Raw genomic sequence first — 24698 nt, 5'->3', positions numbered from 1 at the left:
TGGTGAACGCGAAGCTGATGGATCTGTCCGGCAAGGTCGCGATCGTCACCGGCGCCGCCCGCGGACAGGGTGAAGCCGAAGCGCGGTTGTTCGCCGCGCTCGGTGCCCGGGTGGTACTGACCGACGTCCTCGCCGAAGAGGGTGAGCCGGTCGCCGAATCGATCGGCCCCGCCGCCCGCTTCGTCCGCCACGATGTGGGCAGCGAAATCGATTGGCGCACAACCGTCGATACCGCGATGGCGGAGTTCGGACGGGTCGACGTGCTGGTCAACAATGCCGCCATCTGCAAGGTGGTGCCGCTGGCTGAGCAGGACACCGCCGGATTCGAGCAGATGCTGCGGGTCAATCTCATCGGCGCCTTCCTCGGCATGCAGGCCGTCACGGAACCGATGAAGGCCGCCGGCGGCGGCTCGATCGTCAACATCTCGTCACAGGCCGGTGTGCAGGGACTCGCGGGCTACACCGCATACGGCGCATCGAAGTGGGGCTTGCGCGGCATGTCGAAGGTCGCGGCAATCGAGCTGGGCCCGTTTGGCATTCGGGTCAACACCGTCTATCCCGGCATGATCGACACGCCGATGATCGCCCATCTCGAGGTGGAACGCGGTCTCGGAGGTCATCCCGGTGCGCCACTCACGCGCGTCGGTACCCCCGAAGAGGTTGCCGACGTCGTGGCATTCCTCGCCTCGGACGCATCGTCGTACATCACCGGCGCGGATCTGACCGTCGATGGTGGCGCCAGTGCCGGCCGCATTCCGGTGACGCCGGTTCACGCCGGCTGACCGCGATTCCGCGCTGCGCGCCCCCTCGACGCACAGCGCGGACTTCGCCGACCTCACGCCCCGGGCAGCACCAGGATCTTGACGTGCGCCTCGGGGTCACGCAGCGCCTCGAAAGCGTCGCCCAGCCCGTCCAGACCGACCCGGCCGGTGATGATCGCCTCGGCGTCGATCTCGCCGTCGGCCAGCCGCTTCAGCACGGTGTCATAGGCCTCATGGTAGGGGCCGTGGCCGAAGTTGATCGCGATCTGCCGGAACTGGGCGACCACCGGGATGATCGTCTCGTCACCGAAAGGTGAAGCCACGACCTGGATCCGGGATCCGAACGGCAAGGTGTGGGTCAGCGTGTTGAGGGTGCCGACGCGCCCGCTGCACTCGTAGGCGATGAGGATGCCATTACCGCCGCGGCCTTCCATGAGCATCGAATTCCACAGCTCGATGGGATCCTGCTCGTTCGGGTCGACCACGATGTCGGCACCCATCTTGAGTGCCAGCTCGCGGCGCTTGGGCGATGGCTCGGCGGCGATCACCGTGTGCGCACCGTGGGCCTTGGCCGCCAGGATCGTGCCGAGACCGATAGAGCCGCAACCGATCACCAGTGCGGCGTCGGCCTCGGTGAGCCCCGACTGCTGCACGTGCATCTCGCCGACGTGCAGCGGCTCGGCCAGCGTTGCGTGCTCGAGTGACAACCCGTCCGGCACCCTGCGCACCCAGAACCCGTCGACGACGATGAACTCGCCGAAGGCACCGTGGTATTCGTTCGAATAGCCGATGATCGTCGGTATGCCGGTGCCGGCCTCGGTGGCGACGCCGATACCCGCGACCCGGTCACCCACCTCGAAATCGGTGACGCCCGGACCGCATTCGACGACCGTGCCGGCGTACTCGTGTCCGAGCACGATGGGCTTGCTGTGGTCGAACACCGCGAGCGGGAAGCCCCCGGCGGCTGCGACCGACACGAACCGGCACGGATCCTTCGACATGCTCAGATCGCTGCCGCAGATGCCGCAGGCCACAACCTTGATGCGCAGTTGCCCGGGCCCGGTGGCCGGAGGCTCGGTGACGTCGGTGACGGTGAACGTGCCTTCGAAGTACTGCGCCGCGCGCATCAGGCCCCCTGCCCGGCGAGCTGCTCGGCAGGCTGGCCGTAATAGTCGGTGTGCGCCTTGGTGATCGCGCCGATGAGGCCGCCGAGAAGGTACTGGCTGTTGTCCTCGGCGAATTGCATGCTGGCCTGCCGGCCGACGTTGCGGTTCTTGAAGTGCGGGACGACCTCGGAGGCGAACAGTTCGTAGCTGCGCTTCGTGTCCTCCCAGCCGGCCATGTCCACATGCATGATCAGCAGCGTGCCGAATCCGCCGGTCTTCTCGATGAGACGCTCGATCTGCGCGATCGCATCCTCAGGCGTTCCGATGATGACCTGGCCGAACTCGCCCAGGTTGTCGGTGCGCCACTGGTTGATGATGCCCTCGGGGGTCTGCGCCCAGTCGGGGTTGATGCCCTGCTGGCGGTTGACGTATTCGGCGATGGCATGGATCCGGCGGCTGACGGCCCGCTCCGCGTCGGCGCGGGTCTCGGCGATGAACATCGGATTGACCAGGCGCCAGGTGGAGCGGTCCGCCCGGTGTCCGTTCTCGGCCGAAACCTTCTCGTAGACACCCCAGTTGCGGTCGAGCACGTCGAATCCGGTCGGTGAGCTGGCCGCCAGCGACAGCAGGGACAGCCCGTGCGTGCCGGCGAGCACCGACCCGTTCGGAGAGATGGTCGACGCGGTCGCCACCTCGATGCCTGCCGGATCGTAGGTGGGCAACTGGGCCCGCGCATCGCGGAGGGTGAACCAGTCGGTCTCCATGTTGACGACCTCGCCGCATAGCAGCCGAAGTACCGCCTCCAGCGCCTCGCCCTGCATGCGACGCTGGTCGCTCGGGTTGATCCCCATCATGTGCGCGTCCAGCGGGATCTTGCCCGGCCCGGTGCCGACGATCAGCCGGCCGCGGGTCTGCAGATCGAGTTGGGTGATGCGGTCCGCGGTGACCAGCGGGTGGTGGTAGGGCAGCGACATCACGCCGGTGCCGAAGCGGATGCGCTCGGTGCGCTCTGCTGCTGCGGCGATGAACATGTCTGGCGCAGGGACGATTTCAGACCCGGTCGAGTGGTGCTCACCCATCCACGCCTCGTCGAAGCCGAGATGGTCGAGGTGTTCCATCAGGTCGATGTCACGCCGCAGCTGCAGTGCCGGGTCGGCGTTGAGGGGGTGGTAGGGCGCCAGGAACGCCCCGAACTTGATCGAACTCGAATTCCACATGTCCCGGACGTTATCTGGATCAATTGATTGGATCAAGTGATCCATAAATTCAGCCGCGAAAGCTCCCGCTGGGTAGGACGGATCAGTTCAGGAACCGAGGAGGCGATCGACGCCGCCGACGACGAAACACACCAGGTCGTCGTAGAAATCGCGCAGTTCGTCCTCGTCGAGACGGCTGCCGTTACGGCGCCATTCGTCGGCCCGACTCAGCGCTTGGATGAAGTTCATGATCGAGATGGCCCAGCGCAGTTCCAGGCGCGCCGGGTCGGAATCCGGAAAGGCCCGCTGAACTTGGGTGAACAGTTCGTCGGGCAGGTGCTGCTCGGTAGCGAGAAGCACCGGATTGTTCTCCTGCGAGATCTGCGCGATGATCTTGATCCACCGCATTCCCCGGACCCGATGGCGCACCAGCAGTTTCAGATACGGCTCGGTGACCGCGCGGACCAGGGCGTCAGGACTCGGCGCGACCGGATCGGCGGCGAGTACCGCCACGTTGACCGCGATCTCGTCGCGCACCGGCGCACCGACGTCGGTGAGCACCGCGCGCAGCAGGTCATCCTTGGATCCGAAGTGGTAATGCACCGAGGCCGCACCGAGGCCCGCGGCGGCATTGACCGCGCGCACCGATACCGCATCGACCCCTTGAGCGGCGAACAATCGTTCGGCGGCCTTCACCAGGCGCAGCCGGGTGGCCGCGCCCTGCCGATTCTGGGCTGCGCCGGACACCCGACGAGCATGTCACGGGCCGCACCGGCCGCTGAGTGCGCTCTACCGCGACGGCGTGTCGCCGGTCAGCGGCGCGAACCGCCCCTGGTCGTCAGGCACATAGGCCGTGGTGCTCATCACAGCGCCCACCGGCAGCGGGCCGTACAGATGCGGGAAGAGCATCGATTCAGGGTCCGTCGGAACCCCCGGCTCCCAGCGCACCGGATCCATCAACTTCTCCGGATCGATGTGCAGCAGCACCAGGTCGCCGCGTCCGGAGTAGAGCCGGTTGGCCGGCAGATGGACCTGCCCCGGAGCCGAAAGGTGGACGAAGCCCTGCACCCCGAGTGAGTCCGGACGGTGTTCGCCGCTACGCTGAGCCGTCAGCCAGTCCTCGACGCTGCACAGGTGAACCAGGACACGCGGCGATGGATGCATACCGTCAGCTTGCCCCGCCAGCAACACGGCGGCCAAGTGAGACACGACACACCGGTGAACCATTGGGGAACAAGGCCGGAATCCAAAACGTCTGACAGAGTAGACATACGCAATCAAGGCGCCTTTGCCGAGATGCGCAGAGCAGAAGACGGAGGAGCCATGAACGCAACTCTGACAAGCCCCGAGCTAACCAGAGCCGATCGCTGCGATCGTTGCGGTGCGGCCGCACGCGTGCGCGCGAAGCTGCCCTCGGGGGCGGAGCTGCTCTTCTGCCAGCACCATGCCAATGAGCACGAGGCCAAGCTGGTCGAGCTGGCCGCAGTGCTCGAGACCAGCGCGGCCGAGGCATAACGGCCGTCGGCGCGGCACCTTTCGTAACCTCCGACACCACCCCGCCTGGGCAGGAGCACGTTTCGTCAGTAATGCTTGACTGGTCATGACTGGCCAGCCACTTCCAGTACCACCATCACGCCACCACATCTGGCACATCACTCGACGCACGTTGTCGAAGAGCTGGGACGACTCCATCTTCTCGGAGTCTGCGCAGGCGGCGTTCTGGTGCGCGTTGTCACTGCCTCCCCTCCTGTTGGGGATGCTCGGCAGCCTGGCCTACATCGCACCGTTGTTCGGGCCGGACACCTTGCCGACGATCCAGGATCAGCTGATCAACGCGGCGAACAGCTTCTTCTCCCCCAACGTCGTCAACGAGATCATCGAACCGACGATCCGTGACATCGTGCGGGGCGCCCGGGGCGAAGTGGTGTCCGTGGGCTTCGTGATCTCGTTGTGGGCCGGGTCGTCGGCAGTCTCGGCGTTCGTGGACTCCATCGTGGAGGCCCACGACCAGACGCCGTTGCGGCATCCGGTGCGGCAGCGCTTCTATGCGCTGGGGCTCTACGTGATCATGCTGGTCTCCGCCATCGGGGCCGCGCCGCTTCTGGCGCTGGGCCCGCGTGCGATCTCCGAACACATCCCGGACAGCTGGGACAACGTGCTGCGCTACGGGTATTACCCAGCGCTTTTCCTGGCGGTTTTCATCGGGGTGACCATTCTGTACCGGGTCTCGTTGCCTGCGCCGATCCCGACGCACCGACTGATGCTCGGCGCGATACTGGCCACCGTCGTGTTCCTGGTCGCCACATTCGGGCTGCGGATCTATCTGACCTGGATCACCAGCACCGGCTACACCTACGGCGCGCTGGCCACACCGATCGCGTTTCTACTGTTCGCGTTCTTCCTGGGTTTTGCCATCATGCTCGGCGCCGAACTCAATGCGGCCATTCAAGAGGAGTGGCCCGCGTCGGACACCCACGCCAGGAGACTGCGGGAATGGCTGGAGGACAAAGCCCTCAACGGCGGCCACAACAGCGGGGCCCAGGCACCGGCCGAAACCCGTGTGCCCGAGTCCGCCGAGCCGCCGCTACAGCCGCCTACTTCTTGAGCGATTCGTAGATCTTCTTGCAGTCGGGGCACACCGGAGAGCCCGGCTTGGCCGACTTCGTCACGGGGAACACCTCGCCGCACAGCGCGACCACATGCGTGCCCATGACGGCACTTTCGGCGATCTTGTTCTTCTTGACGTAATGAAAGAACTTGGGGGTGTCGTCGTCGGTCCCGTCGTCGACGCGTTCGTCGGTGTCCGGGCGCTCGATGGTCTGGGTCTGCATAGTTTTATTGTGCCTGGCTGCGGGGCATAGAGAAATCCGCCTGTCACCACCTGGTCCAGGTGTGGAACAGTAGAGGCATGAAACAAAGCCACGAGCTGAGTTTCGACGACGATTTCGGCGACGATTTCGGCAAGGAAGCCCGCCCGGTACTCATCACCAAAGCCGCACCCGCATACGAAGTGCAGCATCGCCAACGCGTCCGCAAGTACCTGACGCTGATGGCCTTCCGCATTCCGGCGCTCATCCTCGCGGCGGTCGCCTACAACATCTGGCAGAACGGGCTCATCTCGCTCGCGATCATCGCGGTGTCGATACCGCTGCCCTGGATGGCGGTGCTGATCGCAAACGATCGTCCCCCGCGCAGCGCCGAGGAGCCACGGCGCTACGCAGGTCGCGGCGAGCGGATTCCACTGTTCCCGACCGCGGAGCGGCCGGCGTTACAGAAGGAACCGTTCATGCCACCGCAACCGGACTCAGCGCGATCCGGCGACGATGCCCCAAGCTGAGCGGCTTCTTTAGCTATTCTCAGGACATTCTCAGGTCGCTTCGGAAAAACCGCAGCTCAACGGGCATGAATCCGGGGATCGGTGGGAACTCTCATGGCGTCTACGACGTTGTAGATCATGACAGTTCGAGCTGATCAGGAGGCCGTCATGGCAAATGCCACCACAAGCCGCGTCGACAGTGATCTGGACGCCCAGAGCCCTGCCGCCGACCTCGTGCGCGTGTATCTGAACGGCATCGGCAAAACGGCGTTGCTCAACGCCGCCGATGAGGTAGAGCTCGCAAAGCGCATCGAGGCAGGCTTGTACGCCCAGCACGTGCTGAACACCAAGAAGCGTCTGGGCGAGAACCGCAAGCGCGACCTGGCCACCGTCGTCCGCGACGGTGAGGCGGCCCGCCGGCATCTGCTGGAAGCCAACCTCCGCCTGGTGGTCTCGCTGGCCAAGCGGTACACGGGTCGCGGAATGCCGCTGCTGGACCTGATCCAGGAAGGCAACCTGGGTCTGATCCGCGCGATGGAGAAGTTCGACTACACCAAGGGCTTCAAGTTCTCCACGTACGCCACATGGTGGATCCGCCAGGCGATCACCCGCGGGATGGCGGACCAGAGCCGCACCATCCGTCTCCCCGTCCACCTGGTCGAGCAGGTCAACAAGCTGGCCCGGATCAAGCGTGAGATGCACCAGAACCTTGGCCGCGAGGCCACCGACGAGGAACTGGCCGAGGAGTCCGGCATTCCGGTCGAGAAGATCAACGATCTGCTGGAGCACAGCCGCGACCCGGTGAGCCTGGACATGCCGGTCGGCACCGACGAAGAAGCCCCGCTGGGCGACTTCATCGAAGACGAGAACGCGATGTCGGCCGAGAACGCCGTCATCTCCGAGCTGCTGCACACCGACATCCGCCACGTGCTGGCCACGCTCGACGAGCGCGAGCAGCAGGTGATCCGGTTGCGGTTCGGCCTCGACGACGGCCAGCCCCGCACCCTGGACCAGATCGGCAAGTTGTTCGGTCTGTCCCGCGAGCGGGTCCGCCAGATCGAGCGTGAGGTGATGGCCAAGCTCCGCAACGGCGAGCGTGCCGATCGGCTCCGCTCCTACGCCAGCTAGTCCCTCCTGACGATGTGCCCCGCCGGTTTCCGGCGGGGCACTTCGCATATCCAGGCATTTTCCCCGCATATCCTGGGGTTTTGCGCCACGATGTGACCTGCCCGACGCCGCTATGTTGCGCCGCAGTTCAAACGCCGGAAACGGTAGACTGTCCGGTGACGTTGGGGCTGGGAAGGCGCGCATGAACGATCTGGTCGATACCACCGAGATGTACCTGCGGACGATCTACGACCTCGAGGAAGAGGGCGTGGTGCCGCTGCGTGCCCGCATCGCCGAACGCCTCGACCAAAGTGGTCCGACGGTCAGCCAGACGGTGTCACGCATGGAGCGCGACGGCCTGCTGCACGTCGCCGGTGACCGCCACCTGGAGCTGACCGACAAGGGCCGTGCCCTCGCGGTCGCCGTGATGCGCAAGCACCGGCTGGCCGAACGGTTGCTCGTCGATGTGATCGGGTTGCCGTGGGAGGACGTCCACGCCGAGGCGTGCCGCTGGGAGCACGTGATGAGTGAGGACGTGGAGCGGCGCCTGGTCCAGGTGCTCGACAACCCCACCACCTCCCCGTTCGGCAACCCCATCCCGGGTCTGTCGGACCTGGGCGTCGGCGCCGCAGGCTTCGACGATGTCAGCCTGGTCCGGCTCACCGAACTCCCGGTCGGGTTGCCGGTGGCCGTGGTGGTGCGTCAGCTCACCGAGCACGTTCAGGGCGACACCGAGCTCATCGGCCGGCTCAAGGACGCCGGAGTGGTGCCGAACGCGCGGGTCACCGTCGAGGCCAACGACCACGGCGGCGTGATGATCGTGATCCCCGGGCACGAGCAGGTCGAGCTGCCCCATCACATGGCGCACGCGGTCCGCGTCGAGAAGGTCTAGCGACTCAACCGGCCCTGCGCCCCCACGCCCTTCGCCGCGGCAACTGGACGCCGAGCTGCTCAGCCAACCGATACCCGGTGGCCGCGAGCTCCCGGATCCGCTCGGGGCGCATCCCCGATTGCAGTGCGGTGTCGAGCATTCCGGCCATCCGGTGCGTCGGCCGCGCCTGCAAGGCGGCATCCAGCGATACCCCGGCCAGCGGACCGTCGCCGCGTGCATACGCCGAAAAAGCCAGCAGGACAAGCGCCTCCACGCGCCACGGCTCGGGCAGATTGCGGGCCGACAGAGCCCACAGGGCTTCGGCCTGCTCCGCGCACTCCCCCACCGCCAGCGCATAGAGCGTGTCGCGGACCCGGGGGTCGGCCAACCCGACAGCCAGCCGCGCCAACTCGGCACCACCGGGCACATCACCCTCAGCCAGCGCCAGGGCCGCCGTCATCGCGGCCTCGATGTCGCTGCGCACCTCGGCGTCGGGCCGAGTGTCCGGACAGCCGGGCCGCTGCGCCACGAGCGCCAACGGCCGTTTCATCGAGTCGCGCGCGACCGGATCCGGCCGGATCACCTGCAGCAGTTCGTCGCGGCTGGCGTAGAGCCGCCTACCGTCCAGCACCGCCGCTGCCGCCAGCGGCGACGCACTCGGGTCATCCACCCGCCCCTGTTCGCCACAACCGTCGGCGCAGTGCCAGAATCCGCCGACCGCCACCTTGTCCACCACATGCGCGGCATAGAGCTCGATGCCGTCGGCGGCGAGCGCCTGTTCCAGCACCGACGCCAGGTCGCGGTAGCGGTCGTCGCACACCCGGCAGTCCCTACTGTGGTCATCCACCACCACGGCGATCACCGCGTCCACGCCGGCTGTGGCGGCGAGGCCGACCAGGTGCGCGATGCGCTCGGTCATGTCCTCGGTCAGATCGGCGCGCATGACGCAGCCCAACTCGCCCCGGTCGACGGTGACCAGAACGAGGCTGCGGTGCGGGACGAATCCGAGCACCGCGGGCAGTGCGGCGATCAGCGCACCGGGACGGGTGAGATGGAAGTCGAACTCTGACGAGGATGGCGATGGTGTTGTCATGGCCCGACCGTGCCAACCGGCGCCGTCACGGATCGGCACCCGAGCCGTCGGTTGCGGCCGGCTGGGGATGGACTCTGTGCTGGGGATAACCAAAGGCATTTGTTCATCCGGTATTCGGTCTCGCCGACATGCGAGGAGCAGGCAACCGGCGTAGACAGGTTGTCCATGGGTTCGATGCAGGAGTACGACCTCGTCGTCATCGGTTCCGGTCCGGGGGGTCAACGCGCCGCCATCGCCGCGGCGAAGCTCGGCAAATCCGTTGCGGTGGTCGAACGGGGCATGATGCTCGGCGGTGTGTGCGTCAACACCGGCACCATCCCGTCCAAGACACTGCGGGAAGCCGTCGTCTACCTGACCGGCATGAGCCAGCGCGAACTCTACGGCGCGAGTTACCGCGTCAAGGACAAGATCACGCCGGCCGATCTGCTGTCGCGGACCCAGCACGTCATCGGCAAGGAGATCGACGTCGTGCGGTCCCAGCTGATGCGCAACCGGATCGAGCTCTACACCGGGCACGGCCGGTTCGCCGACGACCACACCATCGTCGTCGAGGACCCCAGCCGCGCCGAATTGGTCACTGTCCGTGGCCGTTTCATCGTCATCGCCACCGGAACCAAACCGGCCCGGCCCGCCGGCGTGACGTTCGACGACGCCCGGGTGCTCGATTCCGACGGCATCCTCGATCTCAAGACCCTGCCCACCTCCATGGTGGTGGTCGGCGCCGGAGTCATCGGGATCGAATACGCCTCGATGTTCGCCGCGCTCGGCACCAAGGTCACCGTGGTGGAGAAGCGCGACAGCATGCTCGAGTTCTGTGACCCCGAGATCATCGAGTCGCTGCGCTTCCATCTGCGCGACCTCGCGGTGACGTTCCGGTTCGGTGAAGAGGTCACCGGCGTCGACGTCGGCCCGTCCGGCACCGTGACCACCCTGGCCAGCGGCAAGCAGATCCCCGCGGAGACCGTGATGTATTCGGCTGGGCGCCAAGGCCAGACCGATCACCTCGATCTGGCGAACGCCGGCCTGGAATCCGACGCCCGCGGCCGCATCTACGTCGACGACAACTTCACCACCAAGGTGGACCACATCTATGCGGTGGGCGATGTCATCGGATTCCCGGCACTGGCCGCCACGTCGATGGAGCAGGGCCGGCTGGCGGCCTACCATGCCTTCGGCGAGCCCACCAAAGGCATGATGAGCCTGCAGCCGATCGGCATCTACTCGATCCCGGAGGTGTCCTTCGTCGGCGCGACCGAGGTCGATCTGACCAAGGATTCGATCCCCTACGAAGTCGGTATATCCCGCTACCGCGAACTGGCGCGCGGCCAGATCGCCGGGGACTCCTACGGGATGCTGAAACTACTGGTGTCCACCGAGGATCTGCGGGTGCTGGGCGTGCACATCTTCGGCACCAACGCCACCGAGATGGTGCACATCGGGCAGGCCGTGATGGGGTGCGGCGGCACCGTCGAATACCTCGTCGACGCGGTGTTCAACTATCCGACGTTCTCCGAGGCGTACAAGGTCGCGGCGCTGGACGTGATGAACAAGCTGCGCGCGCTCAACCAGTTCCGTTACTAGCAGTCGGATTCCAGCGCCGCGGGCGCCGCGTCGCCGGGTCCGCCCGCCTCGGCTCTGGCCAGCAATCGGTCGATCCGGCCATCGAAGTGTGGCGAGTAGGACACGTCGTCGTCGCATCCACCGCCGTCGAGCCCGCCGACCAACCCGGTCACCGTCGAGCCCGAAACCCACGGCGCGCCACTGAAACCGTCGGTCAGGCCCGCACAGGCCAGAGACGGGAACCCCTGCGGCGACCACGCGGTGGCGCCCCGGCAGGCCAGCGGGCTACCGCCCTCTCCCATCGGGTAGCCGGTCACCGTCACCGGAACACCCGGCGCAGGCGCTGACCCCAGGGCCAGCCCGCCGCCGGCCGCCCCGAGCAGGCTCGCGCCGGACCCGCCGGTGACCCGCACGATGGCGTAGTCGGCCTGCGGATCCTGCTCGGCGATCCAGCGCGGGTCCAGATACGCCGCCTCGACGTGCCAGGAATCGCCACCGCCCTCACCGAAGCCGGGAATGAACGTGGTGTCGACACCGTCGAGAAGGCAGTGCGCGGCCGTCAGGATGAGATCGCCGGACGTGCTGGCCAGCACCGATCCGCTGCAGGTGTGGGTCGTGGTGTCGCCGAGGAACAGTGCCCCCACCCGCCGGTCCGGCATCACCGACTCGGCCCCGGCCTGCGACAACGGGCTGGCCACGACCGACGGGCTGCTGGGCGGGACCGTTGTGGGGCCGGCGCCTGCGGTCCGGTTACCCGGCCCGGTGCACGCCGCGACCAGAGCGGTCACCGCCGCCGCCGCGACTGTGAGCTTCACCATCGGGGTCACCTGCATCATCACGATTTTGCCTGATCGCGCCGATTACCGCCGGAATGCCGGGCCCGACCCGGCGCGTTCGCATGCACAAGCGGGGCGGAACGAACCCGCAGCCCGGGTATGCGAGACACTAGATGGCATGGTGGTGGGCCGTCACAGCGTCCTACCGCAGCGAGGAGACGAAGCGAGATGACCGACAGCAGCGACACCCCCGACCAGCACTACCAGCCCGATCAGAGCGGCATGTACGAGCTTGAGTTCCCGGCGCCGCAGCTGTCGTCGTCGGATGGCCGCGGCCCGGTGCTGATCCACGCCCTGGAGGGGTTCTCCGACGCCGGTCACGCGATCCGGCTGGCCGCCGAGCACCTCAAAGACACCCTCGACACCGAACTGGTCGCGTCCTTCGCCATCGATGAGCTGCTCGACTACCGGTCCCGCAGGCCGCTGATGACGTTCAAGACCGACCACTTCACCAGCTACGAGGAACCCGAGCTGAACCTGTACGCGTTGCATGACGGCGTGGGCACGCCGTTCCTGCTGCTGGCCGGCCTGGAGCCGGACCTGAGGTGGGAGCGTTTCATCACCGCGGTGCGGCTGCTCTCCGAGCAGCTCGGGGTACGGCGGGTGATCGGCCTCGGCACGATTCCGATGGCGGTGCCGCACACGCGGCCAGTGATGCTGACCGCCCACTCCAACGACAAGGAGCTGATCGCCGACCACACCCCCTGGGTCGGGGAGATCCAGGTTCCGGCGAGCGTGTCCAACCTGCTCGAGTTCCGCATGGCTCAGCACGGCCACGAGGTGGTCGGTTACACCGTGCACGTTCCGCACTACCTGGCCCAGACGGCCTATCCGCCCGCGGCCGAGGCACTGCTCGCCGAAGTGGCCCGGACCGGTTCGCTACAACTGCCGTTGGAGAAACTGTCCGAAGCCGGTGCCGAGGTGTACAGCAAGATCAACGAGCAGGTAGAGGCCAGCACCGAGGTCGCCCAAGTGGTGACCGGGTTGGAGCGCCAGTACGATGCTTTCGTTGCCGCACAGGAAAATCGGTCCCTGCTGGCGCGTGACGAGGAACTGCCCAGCGGTGACGAGTTGGGAGCCGAGTTCGAACGGTTCCTCGCCCAGCAGACCGGTGACAAGTACAAAGACGACAAGTACAAAGACGGACGGGATGGCTTCGGCGACGGATTCCCGAACGGCGACAACCACTCATAGCAGCCCGGTGGCGGGCCGAGAGCGAGGTTGACCAGCATGACTGAGCGCAAACCCCATCTGCGGTCCGTGCGCGAGCTCGCCCCGACGCTCGAGTACCGCACCATCCACGGATACCGGCGCGCCTTCCGGGTGGCCGGATCCGGACCGGCGATCCTGCTGATCCACGGCATCGGTGACAACTCCACGACGTGGCACACCGTGCAATCGGCGCTGGCGCAGCGGTTCACCGTGATCGCCCCGGATCTTCTCGGTCACGGCAGCTCCGACAAGCCGCGCGCGGACTATTCGGTGGCGGCGTACGCCAACGGCATGCGCGACCTGCTGAGCGTGCTCGACATCGACCGGGTGACCGTGGTCGGGCATTCTCTGGGCGGCGGCGTGGCGATGCAATTCGCCTATCAGTTCCCTCAATTGGTCGACCGTCTCATCCTGGTCGGCGCCGGTGGGGTCACCAAGGACGTCAACGTGGCGTTGCGGGTTGCCTCCCTGCCGATGGGCAGTGAGGCGCTGGCACTGCTGCGGCTGCCGCTGGTGCTGCCGGCATTGCAGCTGGCCGGCCGGGCCGCGGGCGCGGTGTTGGGCTCAACTGGCCTCGGGCATGACATCCCGGACATGGTGCGCATCCTGGCCGACCTGCCGGAGCCGACGGCATCGGCGGCGTTCGCCCGGACCCTGCGCGCCGTCGTGGACTGGCGTGGCCAGGTCGTCACCATGCTGGACCGCTGTTACTTGACCGAATCCGTTCCCGTGCAACTGATCTGGGGCGACTGCGACTCGGTGATCCCCGTCAGCCACGCCCGGATGGCCCACGCCGCAATGCCCGGCTCCCGGTTGGAGATTTTCTCCGGATCCGGGCATTTTCCGTTCCACGACGATCCCGACCGCTTCGTCGAGGTGGTCGAACGCTTCATCGACACGACCGAACCGTCGGTCTACGACCAGGACCGGCTCCGCAGCCTGCTGCGCAGCGGGCGAACCGAATCCGCGATGACCGGGCCGTTCGACACCCAGATCGCGGTGCTCGACGCGATGGACGCCGACGAGCGCAGCGCCACCTGACCCTTCTCACCCACATCGGCCCCGGGCGGTCCGCCCGGGGAGCGTGAGCTGCGACGTAGCATCGATCTATGGCCATCGACGTCACCGTGTTACGAGTGTTCACCGACTCCGAAGGCAAGTACGGCAATCCGCTCGGGGTGGTCGACAACAGCACCGTCGCCCCCGGGGACCGGCAGCGGATCGCCACCGAATTGGGTTACAGCGAAACCATATTCATCGATCTGCCACAGCCAGGCGGTAACTCGGCCAGCGCCCACATCTTCACCCCGGCCACCGAACTCCCGTTCGCCGGGCACCCGACGGTCGGCGCGTCGTGGTGGCTGCGTGAGACCGGGTTGCCGGTCCACACCCTGCGAGTGCCCGCGGGGATCCTCCAGGTCGAGTACGACGGAGATCGCGCCGTCGTCAATGCACGCTCGGAATGGGCTCCGGAGTTCGCCATCTATGACTTGGCCTCTGTCGATGAGTTGCTCTCCGCCGACCCCGACGACTTCGACGATGCCGAGGAGAACTATCTGTGGGCCTGGATCGACGAGGCGAACGGAACCTTGCGCTCCAGGTCGTTCGCGCCGCACCTGGGCATTCCGGAGGATGAGGCCACCGGGGCGGCGGCGGTACGCATGACCGACTATCTCAGCCGGGATCTGACGATCATCCAGGGCAAGGGCTCGGTGATCGAGACCCGCTGGAGTCCGGAGGGCTGGGTTCGCCTGGCCGGCCGCGTCGTCAGCGATGGCACCACCCGACTGGACTGAACCTGGATCGAACTACGCCTCGGCGCGGTGGGCCCGCAGCGCCTCGATCTCGCGCTCGAAGTCCTCGGCTGACGAAAACGACCGATACACCGAGGCGAACCTCAAGTAGGCGACCTCGTCCAGTTCGCGCAACGGTCCCAGGATCGCCAAACCGACCTCATGGCTGGGGATCTCCGGCGTGCCGAGTCCGCGGACGGCGTCCTCGACCTTCTGCGCCAATACGTTGAGGGCGTCGTCATCGACCTGCCTGCCCTGGCAGGACCGGCGTACCCCGCGGATGACCTTCTCGCGGCTGAACGGCTCGGTCACCCCGCTGCGCTTCACCACGGCCAGCACGGCTGTCTCCACTGTGGTGAATCGACGTCCACACTCGGGGCAGGACCGACGGCGCCGGATGGCCTGCCCTTCATCGGTCTCGCGCGAATCGACCACACGCGAATCAGGGTGACGGCAGAACGGACAATGCATTACCGCTCCTTCGTCATGCCGCCGGACAACTAGCTCGAGCGCCCTTGAGCGTACCCGCGATGCCAACGGGAGACTCACCGCCGGGTCCAGTGGGGTGTAGCGGCTCACGCCGACGCCGGCCAGTGTGGCTGGCAGCCACGACGATTCAACGGTCATCGCACTGCTCAGCCAACCGGGGCGAGCAGCGTCTGCCCTGCGTCGACTGCCGCGGAGTCGAGCTGGTTGAGGTCACGGATCTGCTCGACGACCCGGGACACCGGGGCATCCGGGGCGACCCGCCGGGCCACCTGCTGCAGCGTCTCCCCCGACTTCACCTGGACCACCGCCAGTTCGGTCGGCGTCGGCGTCTCGGACCCCATGACCCCGCCGAGTTGGGCCACCAACCCCAGCCACACCGTGATGCCGGCGGCGACCAGCGCCAACAGGACCGTGGTCAGCGGGGTGATGGGCCGGCTGCGATGAGATGCCCGCGACATCAGCACTCCGGTTCCGCGGTACCGGACCGCACCGCCGGCGGGACGGGACGGCGCCGGCCGCTGGACCCGGCGCACCGGCCGGGGTGCGCCCGCGCCGAACTGGGCGCGGGGCGACTGCGACTGCGGCGTGGCCCGAACAGCGCGGGAACGGCTATCGGCGGGGATATCGATGATCGCCATCTGACTGCCTTTCGGTGGGACGTATTCGCTCTTGTGTTCGAACATAGTCGCTCAAGTGTTCGATGGATAGAACATGTGATCGAACTGTTGCCAAACGATAGAACGGGGTACCGACAAGTTCGGGCCACAAATCCCGCACACCGCCCACGCGACGGCCCTCGCGCATCCCACCTGCGGACACGCCCGCGACACACGTCGAACACATGTTTGATTAATGTTCGACCAGCGACTACATTCGGCCCCATGAGCGACGACCGCAGCAGGGATGGCAGCACCGACAGCCCGGCCGGATCGGACGGCGCGGGCCCACGCCGGGCCGAGGGCGGCCTCACCGACCGGCAACGAACAATTCTCGACGTGATCCGGGCGTCGGTCACCAGTCGCGGCTACCCGCCCAGCATCCGCGAGATCGGCGACGCGGTCGGCCTGACCTCGACGTCGTCGGTCGCCCATCAGTTGCGCACCCTGGAACGCAAGGGTTACCTACGACGCGACCCCAACCGGCCGCGCGCGGTCGACGTGCGTGGCGCCGACGATCCGGCAGCCGCGGTGGTGTCCACCGACGTGGCCGGCTCCGACGCGCTTCCCGAGCCGACGTTCGTCCCGGTGCTGGGGCGTATTGCCGCAGGCGGTCCCATCCTGGCCGAGCAGGCCGTCGAGGATGTCTTCCCGCTACCCCGCGAACTGGTCGGCGAGGGCTCGCTGTTCCTGCTCAAGGTCGTCGGGGACTCGATGGTCGACGCCGCCATCTGCGACGGCGACTGGGTGGTGGTGCGCCAACAGAGCGTGGCCGACAACGGGGAGATCGTGGCGGCCATGATCGACGGCGAGGCCACCGTCAAGACGTTCAAGCGGACCCGCGGTCAGGTCTGGCTGATGCCCCACAATCCGGCGTACGACCCGATCCCGGGTAACGACGCAGCGGTGCTCGGCAAGGTCGTCACCGTGATCCGCAAGATCTGACCGACCGAGATCGGACCCGGCCGAATCCGAAGGATGGCCGGGTCCGTTCGATTCAGTCCGTCCGCACGAATCCGTTGGTGCGAGCGAATTCCTCACTGGCGAACCAGATTTCGGCCACCGCGTCGTCATATTCACTGCTGTCGGGCGCCCAGTACCGGCCGGACTTCGTGTCGGCCTTGATGGGGTAGCCCTCCGGCGCGCGGCGCGCGTCCTCCAGCGGTAGATGGATGGCCGTGGCACTGGGGATCTCGTCGAGTTCGATGGCCGCATGTCGCCCGCTGTGGGCCTCGCTGCTGTATGCCTCGGACTCGGTGATGACACGGGTCGGCGCCGTGTCGACATTGTCCTGATCGCTCGGCACGGCCAGGCCGCTCAACGCCGCGAAACCTTGCGCCTCGCGTGCGCCGCCGGCCGGACCTGCGAATGCCCCGGTATCCACCATGTCGTCGTCTGCGAGTTCGGCTTCGATCTCGTCGTCGGCGTCACCCTCGGCGACTTCCTCGAAGTCCGCATCGATGGGGGTGTCGAGGTCCTCGTCCTCTTCGAAATCGTCGTCGAAGTCATCCTCTTCGAAGTCGTCATCGTCCTGGTAGCCGTCGTCGTAGTCGTCGAAGCCCTGTCCCGCCTCCGGGCCGGCCAGCCGTGAGGAATCCTCCGGCGGCTCGTCGTCCTCCCCCGGTGATCCGTAGCCACTGGCCGATCCGTGGGGAGCGGCCCACTGGCTGACCGGGATCGCGATATCGGTCGGGCCGTCGAACGGGGACGCCACACCGCTCGCCGAATCCTCACCCGGCCCGGCGAAACGCGCCGTCGAGGCTTCACCGGCACCGTAGGCAGTGCTCGGCCGGTACCCGCTCGCTGCATCGGCGCCCCGGTCGTCGGCGAACTCGTCGTGGTCGTATCCCCGCGATTCGTAGTGCGCTTCGTCGTAGCGGCCGTCGTCATACTGCGGTTCGCCGGCACCGTCGTAGTCATCGTCGAACGGATCGTGGTCGAAGTCGTCATCGCCACCGGCACGGCGACGGTGCCACAGTGCCGCCCCCACGATCAGACCCGCGAGCAGCAGCACCGGGACCACCGCGATCAGCCACCACCAGCTCCAATGCCAGCTGAACGGCTTCTTCGCATCCGCGCCCGACGGCTGCGGACCACCGGCATGAGGTTGCCCGACACCCGGAACCTGCAGGCCACTCAACTCGGAGGCGAGTTTCGAGGGCTCGGTGGTGAACTTGTTGGCATCGCGGTCCCAGGAGATCGCTCCCCCGCTGAACCGCTGGCTGATGACGGTGCCGTCTTCGGTCTGGTCGGCCATCGGGGCGCCCAGTGCGCCCTTCGCCCCGCCCAGCTTGTCCCAGGCCGCCTTCATCGCGCCCCGGACGATCACCGCGCCGTAGTCGGGGGTCCAGAAGATGACGGGGTTGTCGGCCGCGGCGAAGGTGCTGATCCGGCTGTTCGGGCCCAGCCCGCCCTCGGACTCGCTGGCGGTCGGGAAGCCCAGATCGCCTTCGGGGCCGCCGACGCTCTCGTACTTCTCCAGCAGTTGACCGGTGATGGCGTTGGCCCCGGTGGCCGGGGTGTAGAAGATCTTGCCGCCCACGTAGTTCTGGCCGACGCCGCCGTCACCGATCGGGTACTGATCGCCGTCCTTGGCTCCCAGCGGGCCCATCGGCCCGCCTGCCGCCCGACGGGCCGCGGCGATCGCGGCGGCGGGATCCGACGGTACGTCCAGACCGGCGAGCTGATCGGCCAGTTCCGGCGGCACGGTGGTGAACGTCTTCGTCTTGCGGTTCCAGGAGATCTCACCGCCGGTGAACTTCTGGGAGCTCACATCGCCGTCGAACGTCTCGTCGTCGGCCGGAACGCCCAGCACTCCGGCCGAGCCGCCGAGCTTGTCCCACGCGGCGTTGATGGCGCCCCGGACCACCCGGGCACCCGTGGCCGGAGTCCAGAAGATGACGGGGTTGTCCGGCGCGCTCAACGTCGAGTTGCGGCTGTCCGGGGCACGCCCGGCGCCCTCGTCGATGGTGGGGAATCCCAGATCGCCGTCGGCTGGGCCGCCCAGCGACTCGTACTTCTCCAGAATCGCGCCCTGCATGAAATGCGCGCCGGTCGCCGGGGTGAAGAACATCTTGCCCCCGGCGAAGTTCTGCGCGAAGCCCGAACCCACCGCGTAGACGCCGCCTTGGCGCGGTCCCAGCGGCCCGCCGTCGCCGCCGTTGGCCTCCCAGGCGGCGGAGACCGCCGCGTCGGCGTCCGACTCCGGGGTGGCCGACGCCACCGCCGGCCCCATCAAAGCAGCGACCACGAGTGCGAGCAGGCCGACCGCCAACCGCCACACGGCCGCGTTCAGCCTCGCTCCAGGCCTAGTCATGCGCTCTCCCCGCTCGTTCGGCAAAGTTTCCTCAGAAATGTCCCGCCCCGACAACTTTGCTTCAGCAGGTGAGGATAACCAAGGAACGTGGCCGATCATGCCCAAAAAAGCCGCAATATCTGGGTCTGACGACCCAGATATGGGCTTCTCGGGTCGTCAGGCGGGGTAGTTCGGACTCATCAGACGCCCAAACTGCGTCCGATGATCTCCTTCATGATCTCGGTGGTGCCGCCGTAAATGGTCTGCACCCGCGCGTCCAGGTAGGCCCGTGCGACCGGGTACTCCCGCATGTAGCCGTAGCCGCCGTGCAGCTGCAGGCAGCGGTCGATGAGGTCGACCTGCTTCTCGGTGGAGTACCACTTGGCCATCGCGGCCTGCTCCACGGTGAGCTTCTCGTCGAGGTGCAACCGGATGAACTCGTCGACCATCATCCGCACCACGGTGGCCTCGGTCGCCAGTTCGGCCAGCAGGAACCGGCTGTTCTGGAAGCTGCCGATGGGCTTGCCGAACGCCTTGCGCTCCTTGGTGTACTGCACCGTCTGCTCCAACACCGCCTCCATCGCCGCCGCGGCCATGATGGCGATCGAGATGCGTTCCTGCGGCAGGTTCTGCATCAGGTAGACGAAACCCTGCCCTTCCTCGCCGAGGAGATTCTCGACCGGCACCTTGACATCGGTGAACGACAACTCGGCGGTGTCCTGGGCCTCCAGGCCGATCTTGTCCAGGTGCCGCCCCCGCTCGAAGCCCTCCATTCCGCGCTCCACCACCAGCAGGGAGAAGCCCAGGGCCCCCTTCTCGGGGTCGGTCTGGGCGACGACGATCACGAGGTCGGAGTTGATGCCGTTGGTGATGAAGGTCTTCGACCCGTTGAGTACGTAGTGGTCGCCGTCGCGGACCGCGCGGGTCTTGATGCCCTGCAGGTCGCTGCCGGTACCGGGTTCGGTCATTGCGATCGCCGTGATCAATTCACCCGTGCAGAACTTGGGCAGCCAGCGCTGCTTCTGCTCCTCGGTGGCCAGCCGGAGCAGATAAGGCGCGACGACGTCGTTGTGCAGGCTGAAGCCGATGCCGCTGTAGCGGCCGGCGACGGTCTCCTCGCAGACGATCGTGTTGTACCGGAAATCGTCGTTGCCGCCGCCGCCGTACTCCTCGGGCACCGCCGTGCCGAGAAAGCCCTGCTTACCCGCCTCGAGCCAGACGCCGCGGTCGACGATCTTGTCTTTTTCCCACTGGTCGTGAAACGGCGCGACGTGCTTGTCCAGAAACGCCCGGTACGACTCGCGGAACAGCTCGTGCTCCGGCTCGAACAACGTGCGGTCGTACTTCACAACACTGCCCATGGTGTGACCTCCGGTACTGGTTACGGATTTGGGGGCCAACCTATACCAACCGGGTGGTTGGTCAGCTCCGGGGAGGGCCGATACCGCCCGTAAACTCGGGCCATGCCCCAGTCCCCCGCGAGCCTCGCGCACTGGGGCGCCTTCACCGCCGACCTCGCCGACGGCGATATCACCGCCGTCACACCGCAGGCCGGCGACGCCGACCCTTCGCCGTTGCTCGGCAACCTCCCGGGCTCAATCCGGCACCGCTCCCGCATCGTCGGGCCCGCGGTCCGGCGCGGCTGGCTGAGGGACGGCCCCGGCCCCAGCAGCGAGCGGGGTGCCGACGAGTACGTCGCGGTGTCCTGGGACGACCTCACCGAATTGCTGGCCGACGAGCTGCGGCGGGTCGTCGACACCTACGGCAACGAGGCGATCTACGGCGGCTCGTACGGCTGGGCCAGCGCCGGACGCTTCCACCACGCCCAGAGTCAGGTGCACCGCTTTCTGAAAATGCTTGGCGGCTATACCTTTTCCCGCCATTCCTACAGCCTGGGCGCGACCGCGGTGATCATGCCCCGGGTGGTCGGAACCCACGACGACCTGTTCAAACGCTCCACCGACTGGGATGTCATCGCCGAACACACCGACCTGCTGGTCTGCTTCGGCGGCGTCGCGCTGAAGAACACCGGCATCAATCACGGTGGCACCACGGCACATCCGGCCCGCGATGCGCTGCGCCGGTTGCGTGACCGGGGCGCACAGATCGTGTCGTTGAGCCCGCTGCGCGACGATATCGACGGCGACTGTCATTGGCTGGCCCCGGTCCCCGGCACCGACGTGGCGGTGATGCTCGCGCTGGCCTACGTCTTGGCCACCGAGGGACTGGCCGATCTCAACTTCCTGGACACGCACTGCACCGGGTATCCGCGGTTCGAGCGGTACCTACTGGGCCGCGACGACGGTGTCGCGAAGAGCCCGCAGTGGGCCTCACGGCTCAGCGGCCTGCCGGCCGAGGAACTGACCGCACTGGCCCGGCGGATGGCCGCCGGGCGCACGCTGGTCACCGTCAGTTGGTCGCTGCAGCGGGTCCGGCATGGCGAGCAGGCTCCGTGGATGGGCCTGACCCTGGCCGCGATGCTCGGCCAGATCGGGATCCCCGGCGGAGGTTTCGGACACGGCTACGGGTCGATGAACGAGCCGGGGCTGCCGCCGCTGCGCTGCGGCCTACCCGCGCTGCCGCAGGGGCCCAACCCGGTGCAGACGTTCATCCCGGTCGCCGCGGTCACCGACATGCTGCTGCACCCGGGTCAGCCGTTCGATTACAACGGCCTGGCGCTGACCTACCCCGACATCAAGTGTGTGTACTGGGCCGGCGGCAATCCGTTCCACCACCACCAGAACATTCCGAGATTGCGCCGGGCCCTGTCGCGCGTGGACACCATCGTGGTGCACGATCCGTACTGGACGGCGATGGCCAAGCATGCCGACATCGTGGTGCCCTCGACCACCGCCTATGAACGTGAGGACTACTCGGGATCACGTAATGACCCGCTGCTCGTGGCCATGCCCGCGCTGGCGCAGGCGTATGCCGACTCCCGCGATGACTACACCACGTTCTCGACGCTGTCCGAGCGGCTCGGCTTCGGCGAGCGATTCACCGAGGGCCGAACGGCGCGGCAGTGGCTGGTCCACATGTATGAAAAGTGGTCTGCCGGGCTGGATTTCGAGGTTCCCGGATTCGACGAGTTCTGGGCTGCGGGCAGCTTGCGGTTACCCACCGAGCCAGGGCTGACACTGCTCGCCGATTTCCGGGCCGACCCGGTCGGGCGGCGGCTGGCCACCCCGAGCGGCCGCATCGAGATCTTCTCCGCCGACATCGACGGGTTCGGCTACGACGACTGCGCCGGCCACCCCCGCTGGTACGAGCCGACGGAGTGGCTCGGCGGGCAGCGAGCCCGGGCGTATCCGTTGCACCTGCTGGCCAATCAGCCCGCGACCCGTCTGCACAGCCAACTCGACGGCGGTGCCACCAGCCAGGCATCGAAAGTCCAAGGGCGCGAACCGATCCGGATCCACCCAGCTGACGCGGCGGCACGCGGTCTCGTCGATGGCGACGTGGTACGGGTGTTCAACGACCGTGGGGCGTGCCTGGCCGGCGTGGTGATCGATGATCGACTGCGCCCGGCGGTGGTGCAACTGTCGACCGGGGCCTGGTTCGATCCGGCCGATCCAGCCGACCCCGGTTCGATGTGCGTGCACGGCAATCCCAACGTGCTCACCGAAGACGTGGGCACCTCTTCGCTGGCGCGGGGATGCACCGGCGCTCACGTCCTGGTGCAGGTCGAGAAGTTCACTCGCCTGCTGCCCCCGGTGCGGGCTCACGAGCCTCCGGTGATCCAGGAACGCTGAAACCGTTGGGCGGCCACCACTTCGGCCGTTTTCCCGGTAGCAGTTGCGTGCCGGTGCAAGGATCCCTTCAGCGCTGACCGCGGCGTCAGCAGAAGGAGATCCTGGCCGATGCGATTCTCACCCCGTTCTGCTGCCAGGTCGCTGCTGGTGGGCGCCGTGGCCCTGTCCGGTTCCGCCGCGATAGCACTCACCACGACCTTCACCGCCGACGTCGTGCTCAGCGCCACGGTGCTGGTGGTTCCGGGTACCGGCACACCGAATCCGGCGTTGTCGCAGAACTACGAGGATCACGCGGTCCAGTACTACGTGGCGCCGGGCAGCACCTGCACCGACGTGACGTGCGTCGGTGTTCCCTACATCGCCCAGTTCTGGCCGTTCCCGTTCGCCGGGTGGGGCGGACTGGAGGGCGCCAAGTGGAACGTCTCGGTGCAGAGCGGTCTCTCAAGTCTGGCCACCGCCTACGGTGCACAGCTGACCCCACCGGCTCCCGGCCAAGAGCAGAACTACAACCCGGACCACGAGGTCGTGATCTTCGGCTATTCGCAGGGCGCCACCGTCGCCGGCATCTACAAGCGCAATCTCGCATATCTCAACAACGCAGGCGACCCGACGTTGCCCACCAACGTCTCATTCGTGCTGATCGGCAACCCGAACCGGCCCAACGGCGGCTTGTTCGAGCGGCTTGCAGCACTCGGCACCGTGCCCATCCTGGACGCGACGTTCGGCAATCCGACGCCCACCGACACCGCGCCCGACGGGGTGATCAACACCGATGACATCGCGCTGCAGTACGACGGCGTCGCCGACGCACCGTCCTGGGTGCTCAACCCGTTGTCCCTGGCCAACGCGCTCGCCGGGTTCGAATACGTGCACGGCACCTACCTGGCCCCCAAGGGCAGTGACGAGGCCGGCGCGACGCCTTACGGATACACGCCCGAGCAAGTGCAAGCCGCGGTCGCGAACGCCCAAGCGAATTGCTCGGAGGCCACTCACTGCCAGGTACACGGCGACACCCGCTACATCACCCTGCCGGCGAAGTACCTGCCGATCATGCAGCCGCTGATCGACCTCGGCGCGGCGACCGGAACATCCGCCGTGGTGATACCACTCGTCGATCTGGTCTCACCGATGATGCAGACGTTGATCGAAACCGGCTATGACCGTGGTGATTACGGCAGCCCGACGCCGTTCCAACTGGTGCCGAGGGTCAACCCGGTGAAGCTCGTCACCGACCTCATCAACGACATCCCAGAGGGAATCCAGGCAGCACGCAACCCTGGCCTCGACCCGTTGCCGGGCTGGTCCGACCCGACCGAATCCGCGGATACCGCCAACGCGCAAGACTACGTGAAGGTTTCGCACACCACCGCCATCGCACCCGAGTCGCCCAAGCTTCCCGAATTGCCCGAACTCAATGTGCTCAAGGCGAACCCGTTGACCAAGGCGACCACCGACTCCGAAGGCACGCCGACCACCGAGACCAAACGGCCGAAGCTGCGCGCCGGCGACGTCCGGCCGGCGCGTGATCTGGCGAAGTCGATCCGCAGCACCGTACGTAAGGCACTGGGCGGCCAGGCCACAGGCAAAGACAAGGCCAAGCCGGCCAGCGCCACCGAGAAGAAGCCTGCGGCGGCCTGACGCCCGCGCTGAGAAGC

Annotated in this window: 24 protein-coding genes; 13 read left to right on the top strand and 11 right to left on the bottom strand. The window is 67.0% G+C overall.

All coding sequences use genetic code 11. From position 1 onward, the window contains the following. Nucleotides 1-2 precede the first annotated feature (2 nt). A complete protein-coding gene (locus EYZ64_RS13310) occupies nucleotides 3-782 on the top strand; it encodes a glucose 1-dehydrogenase (protein ID WP_502703013.1) in 780 nt (259 codons plus the stop codon). 53 nt (nucleotides 783-835) lie between these two features. Here the strand turns inward: EYZ64_RS13310 and EYZ64_RS13305 are convergent, their stop codons facing one another. The 4 genes from EYZ64_RS13305 to EYZ64_RS13290 form a co-directional block, all read right to left on the bottom strand. Next, the gene (locus EYZ64_RS13305) at nucleotides 836-1888 is read right to left on the bottom strand and encodes an alcohol dehydrogenase catalytic domain-containing protein (protein WP_135453859.1); all 1053 of its coding nucleotides are present in this window, start codon (nucleotides 1886-1888) and stop codon (nucleotides 836-838) included. Continuing rightward, entirely contained in the window at nucleotides 1888-3084 is a 1197-nt protein-coding gene (locus EYZ64_RS13300; RefSeq protein ID WP_135453858.1) for an LLM class flavin-dependent oxidoreductase, read from the bottom strand. Before EYZ64_RS13300 ends, EYZ64_RS13305 begins: the two co-directional genes overlap by 1 nt. 87 nt (nucleotides 3085-3171) lie before the next feature. Further along, on the bottom strand, nucleotides 3172-3810 hold the full coding sequence (locus tag EYZ64_RS13295; RefSeq protein ID WP_135453857.1) for a TetR/AcrR family transcriptional regulator: 639 nt from the start codon (nucleotides 3808-3810) through the stop codon (nucleotides 3172-3174). A 42-nt stretch (nucleotides 3811-3852) separates the two neighbouring features. Continuing rightward, nucleotides 3853-4227, bottom strand: coding sequence for a DUF952 domain-containing protein (locus EYZ64_RS13290; protein WP_135453856.1), 375 nt, complete (start codon nucleotides 4225-4227; stop codon nucleotides 3853-3855). A 159-nt stretch (nucleotides 4228-4386) separates the two neighbouring features. On the opposite strand from EYZ64_RS13290, the gene EYZ64_RS13285 reads away from it, so the two are divergent. Further along, on the top strand, nucleotides 4387-4578 hold the full coding sequence (locus EYZ64_RS13285) for a DUF7455 domain-containing protein (RefSeq protein WP_003880579.1): 192 nt from the start codon (nucleotides 4387-4389) through the stop codon (nucleotides 4576-4578). 85 nt (nucleotides 4579-4663) lie between these two features. Next, a complete protein-coding gene (locus EYZ64_RS13280; RefSeq protein ID WP_135453855.1) occupies nucleotides 4664-5668 on the top strand; it encodes a YihY/virulence factor BrkB family protein in 1005 nt (334 codons plus the stop codon). On the opposite strand, the gene EYZ64_RS13275 is transcribed toward EYZ64_RS13280, so the two are convergent. Continuing rightward, nucleotides 5658-5894 (bottom strand): DUF3039 domain-containing protein, encoded by a 237-nt coding sequence (locus EYZ64_RS13275; protein WP_044517849.1) that lies wholly within the window; start codon nucleotides 5892-5894, stop codon nucleotides 5658-5660. The two genes, EYZ64_RS13280 and EYZ64_RS13275, sit on opposite strands and share 11 nt — an antisense overlap. A gap of 59 nt (nucleotides 5895-5953) precedes the next feature. On the opposite strand from EYZ64_RS13275, the gene EYZ64_RS13270 reads away from it, so the two are divergent. The 3 genes from EYZ64_RS13270 (at nucleotide 5954) to EYZ64_RS13260 (ending at nucleotide 8378) form a co-directional block, all read left to right on the top strand. After that, nucleotides 5954-6400 (top strand): DUF3099 domain-containing protein, encoded by a 447-nt coding sequence (locus EYZ64_RS13270; RefSeq protein WP_286174849.1) that lies wholly within the window; start codon nucleotides 5954-5956, stop codon nucleotides 6398-6400. A gap of 117 nt (nucleotides 6401-6517) precedes the next feature. Next, a complete protein-coding gene (locus EYZ64_RS13265) occupies nucleotides 6518-7507 on the top strand; it encodes a sigma-70 family RNA polymerase sigma factor (RefSeq protein WP_286174847.1) in 990 nt (329 codons plus the stop codon). 181 nt (nucleotides 7508-7688) lie between these two features. After that, nucleotides 7689-8378, top strand: coding sequence for an iron-dependent transcriptional repressor DtxR (locus EYZ64_RS13260; protein ID WP_036444961.1), 690 nt, complete (start codon nucleotides 7689-7691; stop codon nucleotides 8376-8378). Between the two features lie 4 nt (nucleotides 8379-8382). On the opposite strand, the gene EYZ64_RS13255 is transcribed toward EYZ64_RS13260, so the two are convergent. Further along, a complete protein-coding gene (locus EYZ64_RS13255) occupies nucleotides 8383-9450 on the bottom strand; it encodes a DUF4192 domain-containing protein (protein WP_135453852.1) in 1068 nt (355 codons plus the stop codon). Nucleotides 9451-9624: 174 nt separating this feature from the next. Here EYZ64_RS13255 and sthA point away from each other — a divergent pair, with 174 nt between their 5' ends. Continuing rightward, complete coding sequence (gene sthA / locus EYZ64_RS13250; protein WP_167858107.1) at nucleotides 9625-11031, top strand: Si-specific NAD(P)(+) transhydrogenase; 1407 nt, start codon at nucleotides 9625-9627, stop codon at nucleotides 11029-11031. On the opposite strand, the gene EYZ64_RS13245 is transcribed toward sthA, so the two are convergent. Then, the gene (locus tag EYZ64_RS13245) at nucleotides 11028-11828 is read right to left on the bottom strand and encodes a trypsin-like serine peptidase (protein WP_286174845.1); all 801 of its coding nucleotides are present in this window, start codon (nucleotides 11826-11828) and stop codon (nucleotides 11028-11030) included. The two genes, sthA and EYZ64_RS13245, sit on opposite strands and share 4 nt — an antisense overlap. Nucleotides 11829-12014: 186 nt before the next feature. Between EYZ64_RS13245 and EYZ64_RS13240 the strand changes: the two genes are divergently transcribed. The 3 genes from EYZ64_RS13240 (at nucleotide 12015) to EYZ64_RS13230 (ending at nucleotide 14854) form a co-directional block, all read left to right on the top strand. Then, a complete protein-coding gene (locus EYZ64_RS13240) occupies nucleotides 12015-13040 on the top strand; it encodes a proteasome assembly chaperone family protein (protein WP_135453849.1) in 1026 nt (341 codons plus the stop codon). 36 nt (nucleotides 13041-13076) lie between these two features. Then, a complete protein-coding gene (locus tag EYZ64_RS13235; protein WP_135453848.1) occupies nucleotides 13077-14099 on the top strand; it encodes an alpha/beta fold hydrolase in 1023 nt (340 codons plus the stop codon). Between the two features lie 68 nt (nucleotides 14100-14167). After that, a complete protein-coding gene (locus EYZ64_RS13230; protein ID WP_135453847.1) occupies nucleotides 14168-14854 on the top strand; it encodes a PhzF family phenazine biosynthesis protein in 687 nt (228 codons plus the stop codon). 12 nt (nucleotides 14855-14866) lie between these two features. Here EYZ64_RS13230 and nrdR read toward each other — a convergent pair whose 3' ends face one another. Further along, nucleotides 14867-15322: a transcriptional regulator NrdR gene (gene nrdR, locus EYZ64_RS13225; protein ID WP_019348288.1), complete on the bottom strand. Its 456-nt coding sequence runs from the start codon at nucleotides 15320-15322 to the stop codon at nucleotides 14867-14869. A gap of 164 nt (nucleotides 15323-15486) precedes the next feature. Next, nucleotides 15487-16023, bottom strand: a complete 537-nt coding sequence (locus EYZ64_RS13220; protein ID WP_135453846.1) for a LysM peptidoglycan-binding domain-containing protein — start codon at nucleotides 16021-16023, stop codon at nucleotides 15487-15489. Between the two features lie 198 nt (nucleotides 16024-16221). Between EYZ64_RS13220 and lexA the strand changes: the two genes are divergently transcribed. Continuing rightward, nucleotides 16222-16941 (top strand): transcriptional repressor LexA, encoded by a 720-nt coding sequence (lexA, locus tag EYZ64_RS13215; RefSeq protein WP_135453845.1) that lies wholly within the window; start codon nucleotides 16222-16224, stop codon nucleotides 16939-16941. 52 nt (nucleotides 16942-16993) lie between these two features. Here lexA and EYZ64_RS13210 read toward each other — a convergent pair whose 3' ends face one another. Both EYZ64_RS13210 and EYZ64_RS13205 read right to left on the bottom strand, forming a co-directional pair. Next, the gene (locus EYZ64_RS13210; RefSeq protein WP_135453844.1) at nucleotides 16994-19312 is read right to left on the bottom strand and encodes an LGFP repeat-containing protein; all 2319 of its coding nucleotides are present in this window, start codon (nucleotides 19310-19312) and stop codon (nucleotides 16994-16996) included. Between the two features lie 179 nt (nucleotides 19313-19491). Then, nucleotides 19492-20652: an acyl-CoA dehydrogenase family protein gene (locus EYZ64_RS13205; protein WP_135453843.1), complete on the bottom strand. Its 1161-nt coding sequence runs from the start codon at nucleotides 20650-20652 to the stop codon at nucleotides 19492-19494. Between the two features lie 102 nt (nucleotides 20653-20754). On the opposite strand from EYZ64_RS13205, the gene EYZ64_RS13200 reads away from it, so the two are divergent. Continuing rightward, a complete protein-coding gene (locus EYZ64_RS13200) occupies nucleotides 20755-23043 on the top strand; it encodes a molybdopterin-dependent oxidoreductase (protein WP_135453842.1) in 2289 nt (762 codons plus the stop codon). A gap of 108 nt (nucleotides 23044-23151) precedes the next feature. Beyond that, entirely contained in the window at nucleotides 23152-24681 is a 1530-nt protein-coding gene (locus EYZ64_RS13195) for a PE-PPE domain-containing protein (protein ID WP_135453841.1), read from the top strand. Nucleotides 24682-24698: the final 17 nt, after the last annotated feature.

Origin of the sequence: Mycobacterium sp. DL99, from assembly GCF_004762045.1 — a bacterium.
GTDB lineage: Bacteria > Actinomycetota > Actinomycetes > Mycobacteriales > Mycobacteriaceae > Mycobacterium.
Note: the sequence above shows the minus strand (reverse complement) of the source record. Positions and strands in the feature narration are given on the sequence as shown.

Bases quoted from the DNA above. Each gene is read 5' to 3' on its own strand.
- EYZ64_RS13200 (WP_135453842.1), top strand. From the start codon at position 20,755: ATGCCCCAGTCCCCCGCGAGCCTCGCGCACTGGGGCGCCTTCACCGCC.
- EYZ64_RS13235 (WP_135453848.1), top strand. From the start codon at position 13,077: ATGACTGAGCGCAAACCCCATCTGCGGTCCGTGCGCGAGCTCGCCCCG.
- EYZ64_RS13280 (WP_135453855.1), top strand. From the start codon at position 4,664: ATGACTGGCCAGCCACTTCCAGTACCACCATCACGCCACCACATCTGG.
- EYZ64_RS13220 (WP_135453846.1), bottom strand. From the start codon at position 16,023: ATGTTCGAACACAAGAGCGAATACGTCCCACCGAAAGGCAGTCAGATG.
- EYZ64_RS13240 (WP_135453849.1), top strand. From the start codon at position 12,015: ATGACCGACAGCAGCGACACCCCCGACCAGCACTACCAGCCCGATCAG.
- EYZ64_RS13265 (WP_286174847.1), top strand. From the start codon at position 6,518: ATGACAGTTCGAGCTGATCAGGAGGCCGTCATGGCAAATGCCACCACA.
- EYZ64_RS13210 (WP_135453844.1), bottom strand. From the start codon at position 19,312: ATGACTAGGCCTGGAGCGAGGCTGAACGCGGCCGTGTGGCGGTTGGCG.
- EYZ64_RS13260 (WP_036444961.1), top strand. From the start codon at position 7,689: ATGAACGATCTGGTCGATACCACCGAGATGTACCTGCGGACGATCTAC.
- EYZ64_RS13300 (WP_135453858.1), bottom strand. From the start codon at position 3,084: ATGTGGAATTCGAGTTCGATCAAGTTCGGGGCGTTCCTGGCGCCCTAC.
- EYZ64_RS13230 (WP_135453847.1), top strand. From the start codon at position 14,168: ATGGCCATCGACGTCACCGTGTTACGAGTGTTCACCGACTCCGAAGGC.
- sthA (WP_167858107.1), top strand. From the start codon at position 9,625: ATGCAGGAGTACGACCTCGTCGTCATCGGTTCCGGTCCGGGGGGTCAA.
- EYZ64_RS13245 (WP_286174845.1), bottom strand. From the start codon at position 11,828: ATGGTGAAGCTCACAGTCGCGGCGGCGGCGGTGACCGCTCTGGTCGCG.
- EYZ64_RS13275 (WP_044517849.1), bottom strand. From the start codon at position 5,894: ATGCAGACCCAGACCATCGAGCGCCCGGACACCGACGAACGCGTCGAC.
- EYZ64_RS13305 (WP_135453859.1), bottom strand. From the start codon at position 1,888: ATGCGCGCGGCGCAGTACTTCGAAGGCACGTTCACCGTCACCGACGTC.
- EYZ64_RS13285 (WP_003880579.1), top strand. From the start codon at position 4,387: ATGAACGCAACTCTGACAAGCCCCGAGCTAACCAGAGCCGATCGCTGC.
- EYZ64_RS13290 (WP_135453856.1), bottom strand. From the start codon at position 4,227: ATGCATCCATCGCCGCGTGTCCTGGTTCACCTGTGCAGCGTCGAGGAC.
- lexA (WP_135453845.1), top strand. From the start codon at position 16,222: ATGAGCGACGACCGCAGCAGGGATGGCAGCACCGACAGCCCGGCCGGA.
- nrdR (WP_019348288.1), bottom strand. From the start codon at position 15,322: ATGCATTGTCCGTTCTGCCGTCACCCTGATTCGCGTGTGGTCGATTCG.
- EYZ64_RS13205 (WP_135453843.1), bottom strand. From the start codon at position 20,652: ATGGGCAGTGTTGTGAAGTACGACCGCACGTTGTTCGAGCCGGAGCAC.
- EYZ64_RS13195 (WP_135453841.1), top strand. From the start codon at position 23,152: ATGCGATTCTCACCCCGTTCTGCTGCCAGGTCGCTGCTGGTGGGCGCC.
- EYZ64_RS13255 (WP_135453852.1), bottom strand. From the start codon at position 9,450: ATGACAACACCATCGCCATCCTCGTCAGAGTTCGACTTCCATCTCACC.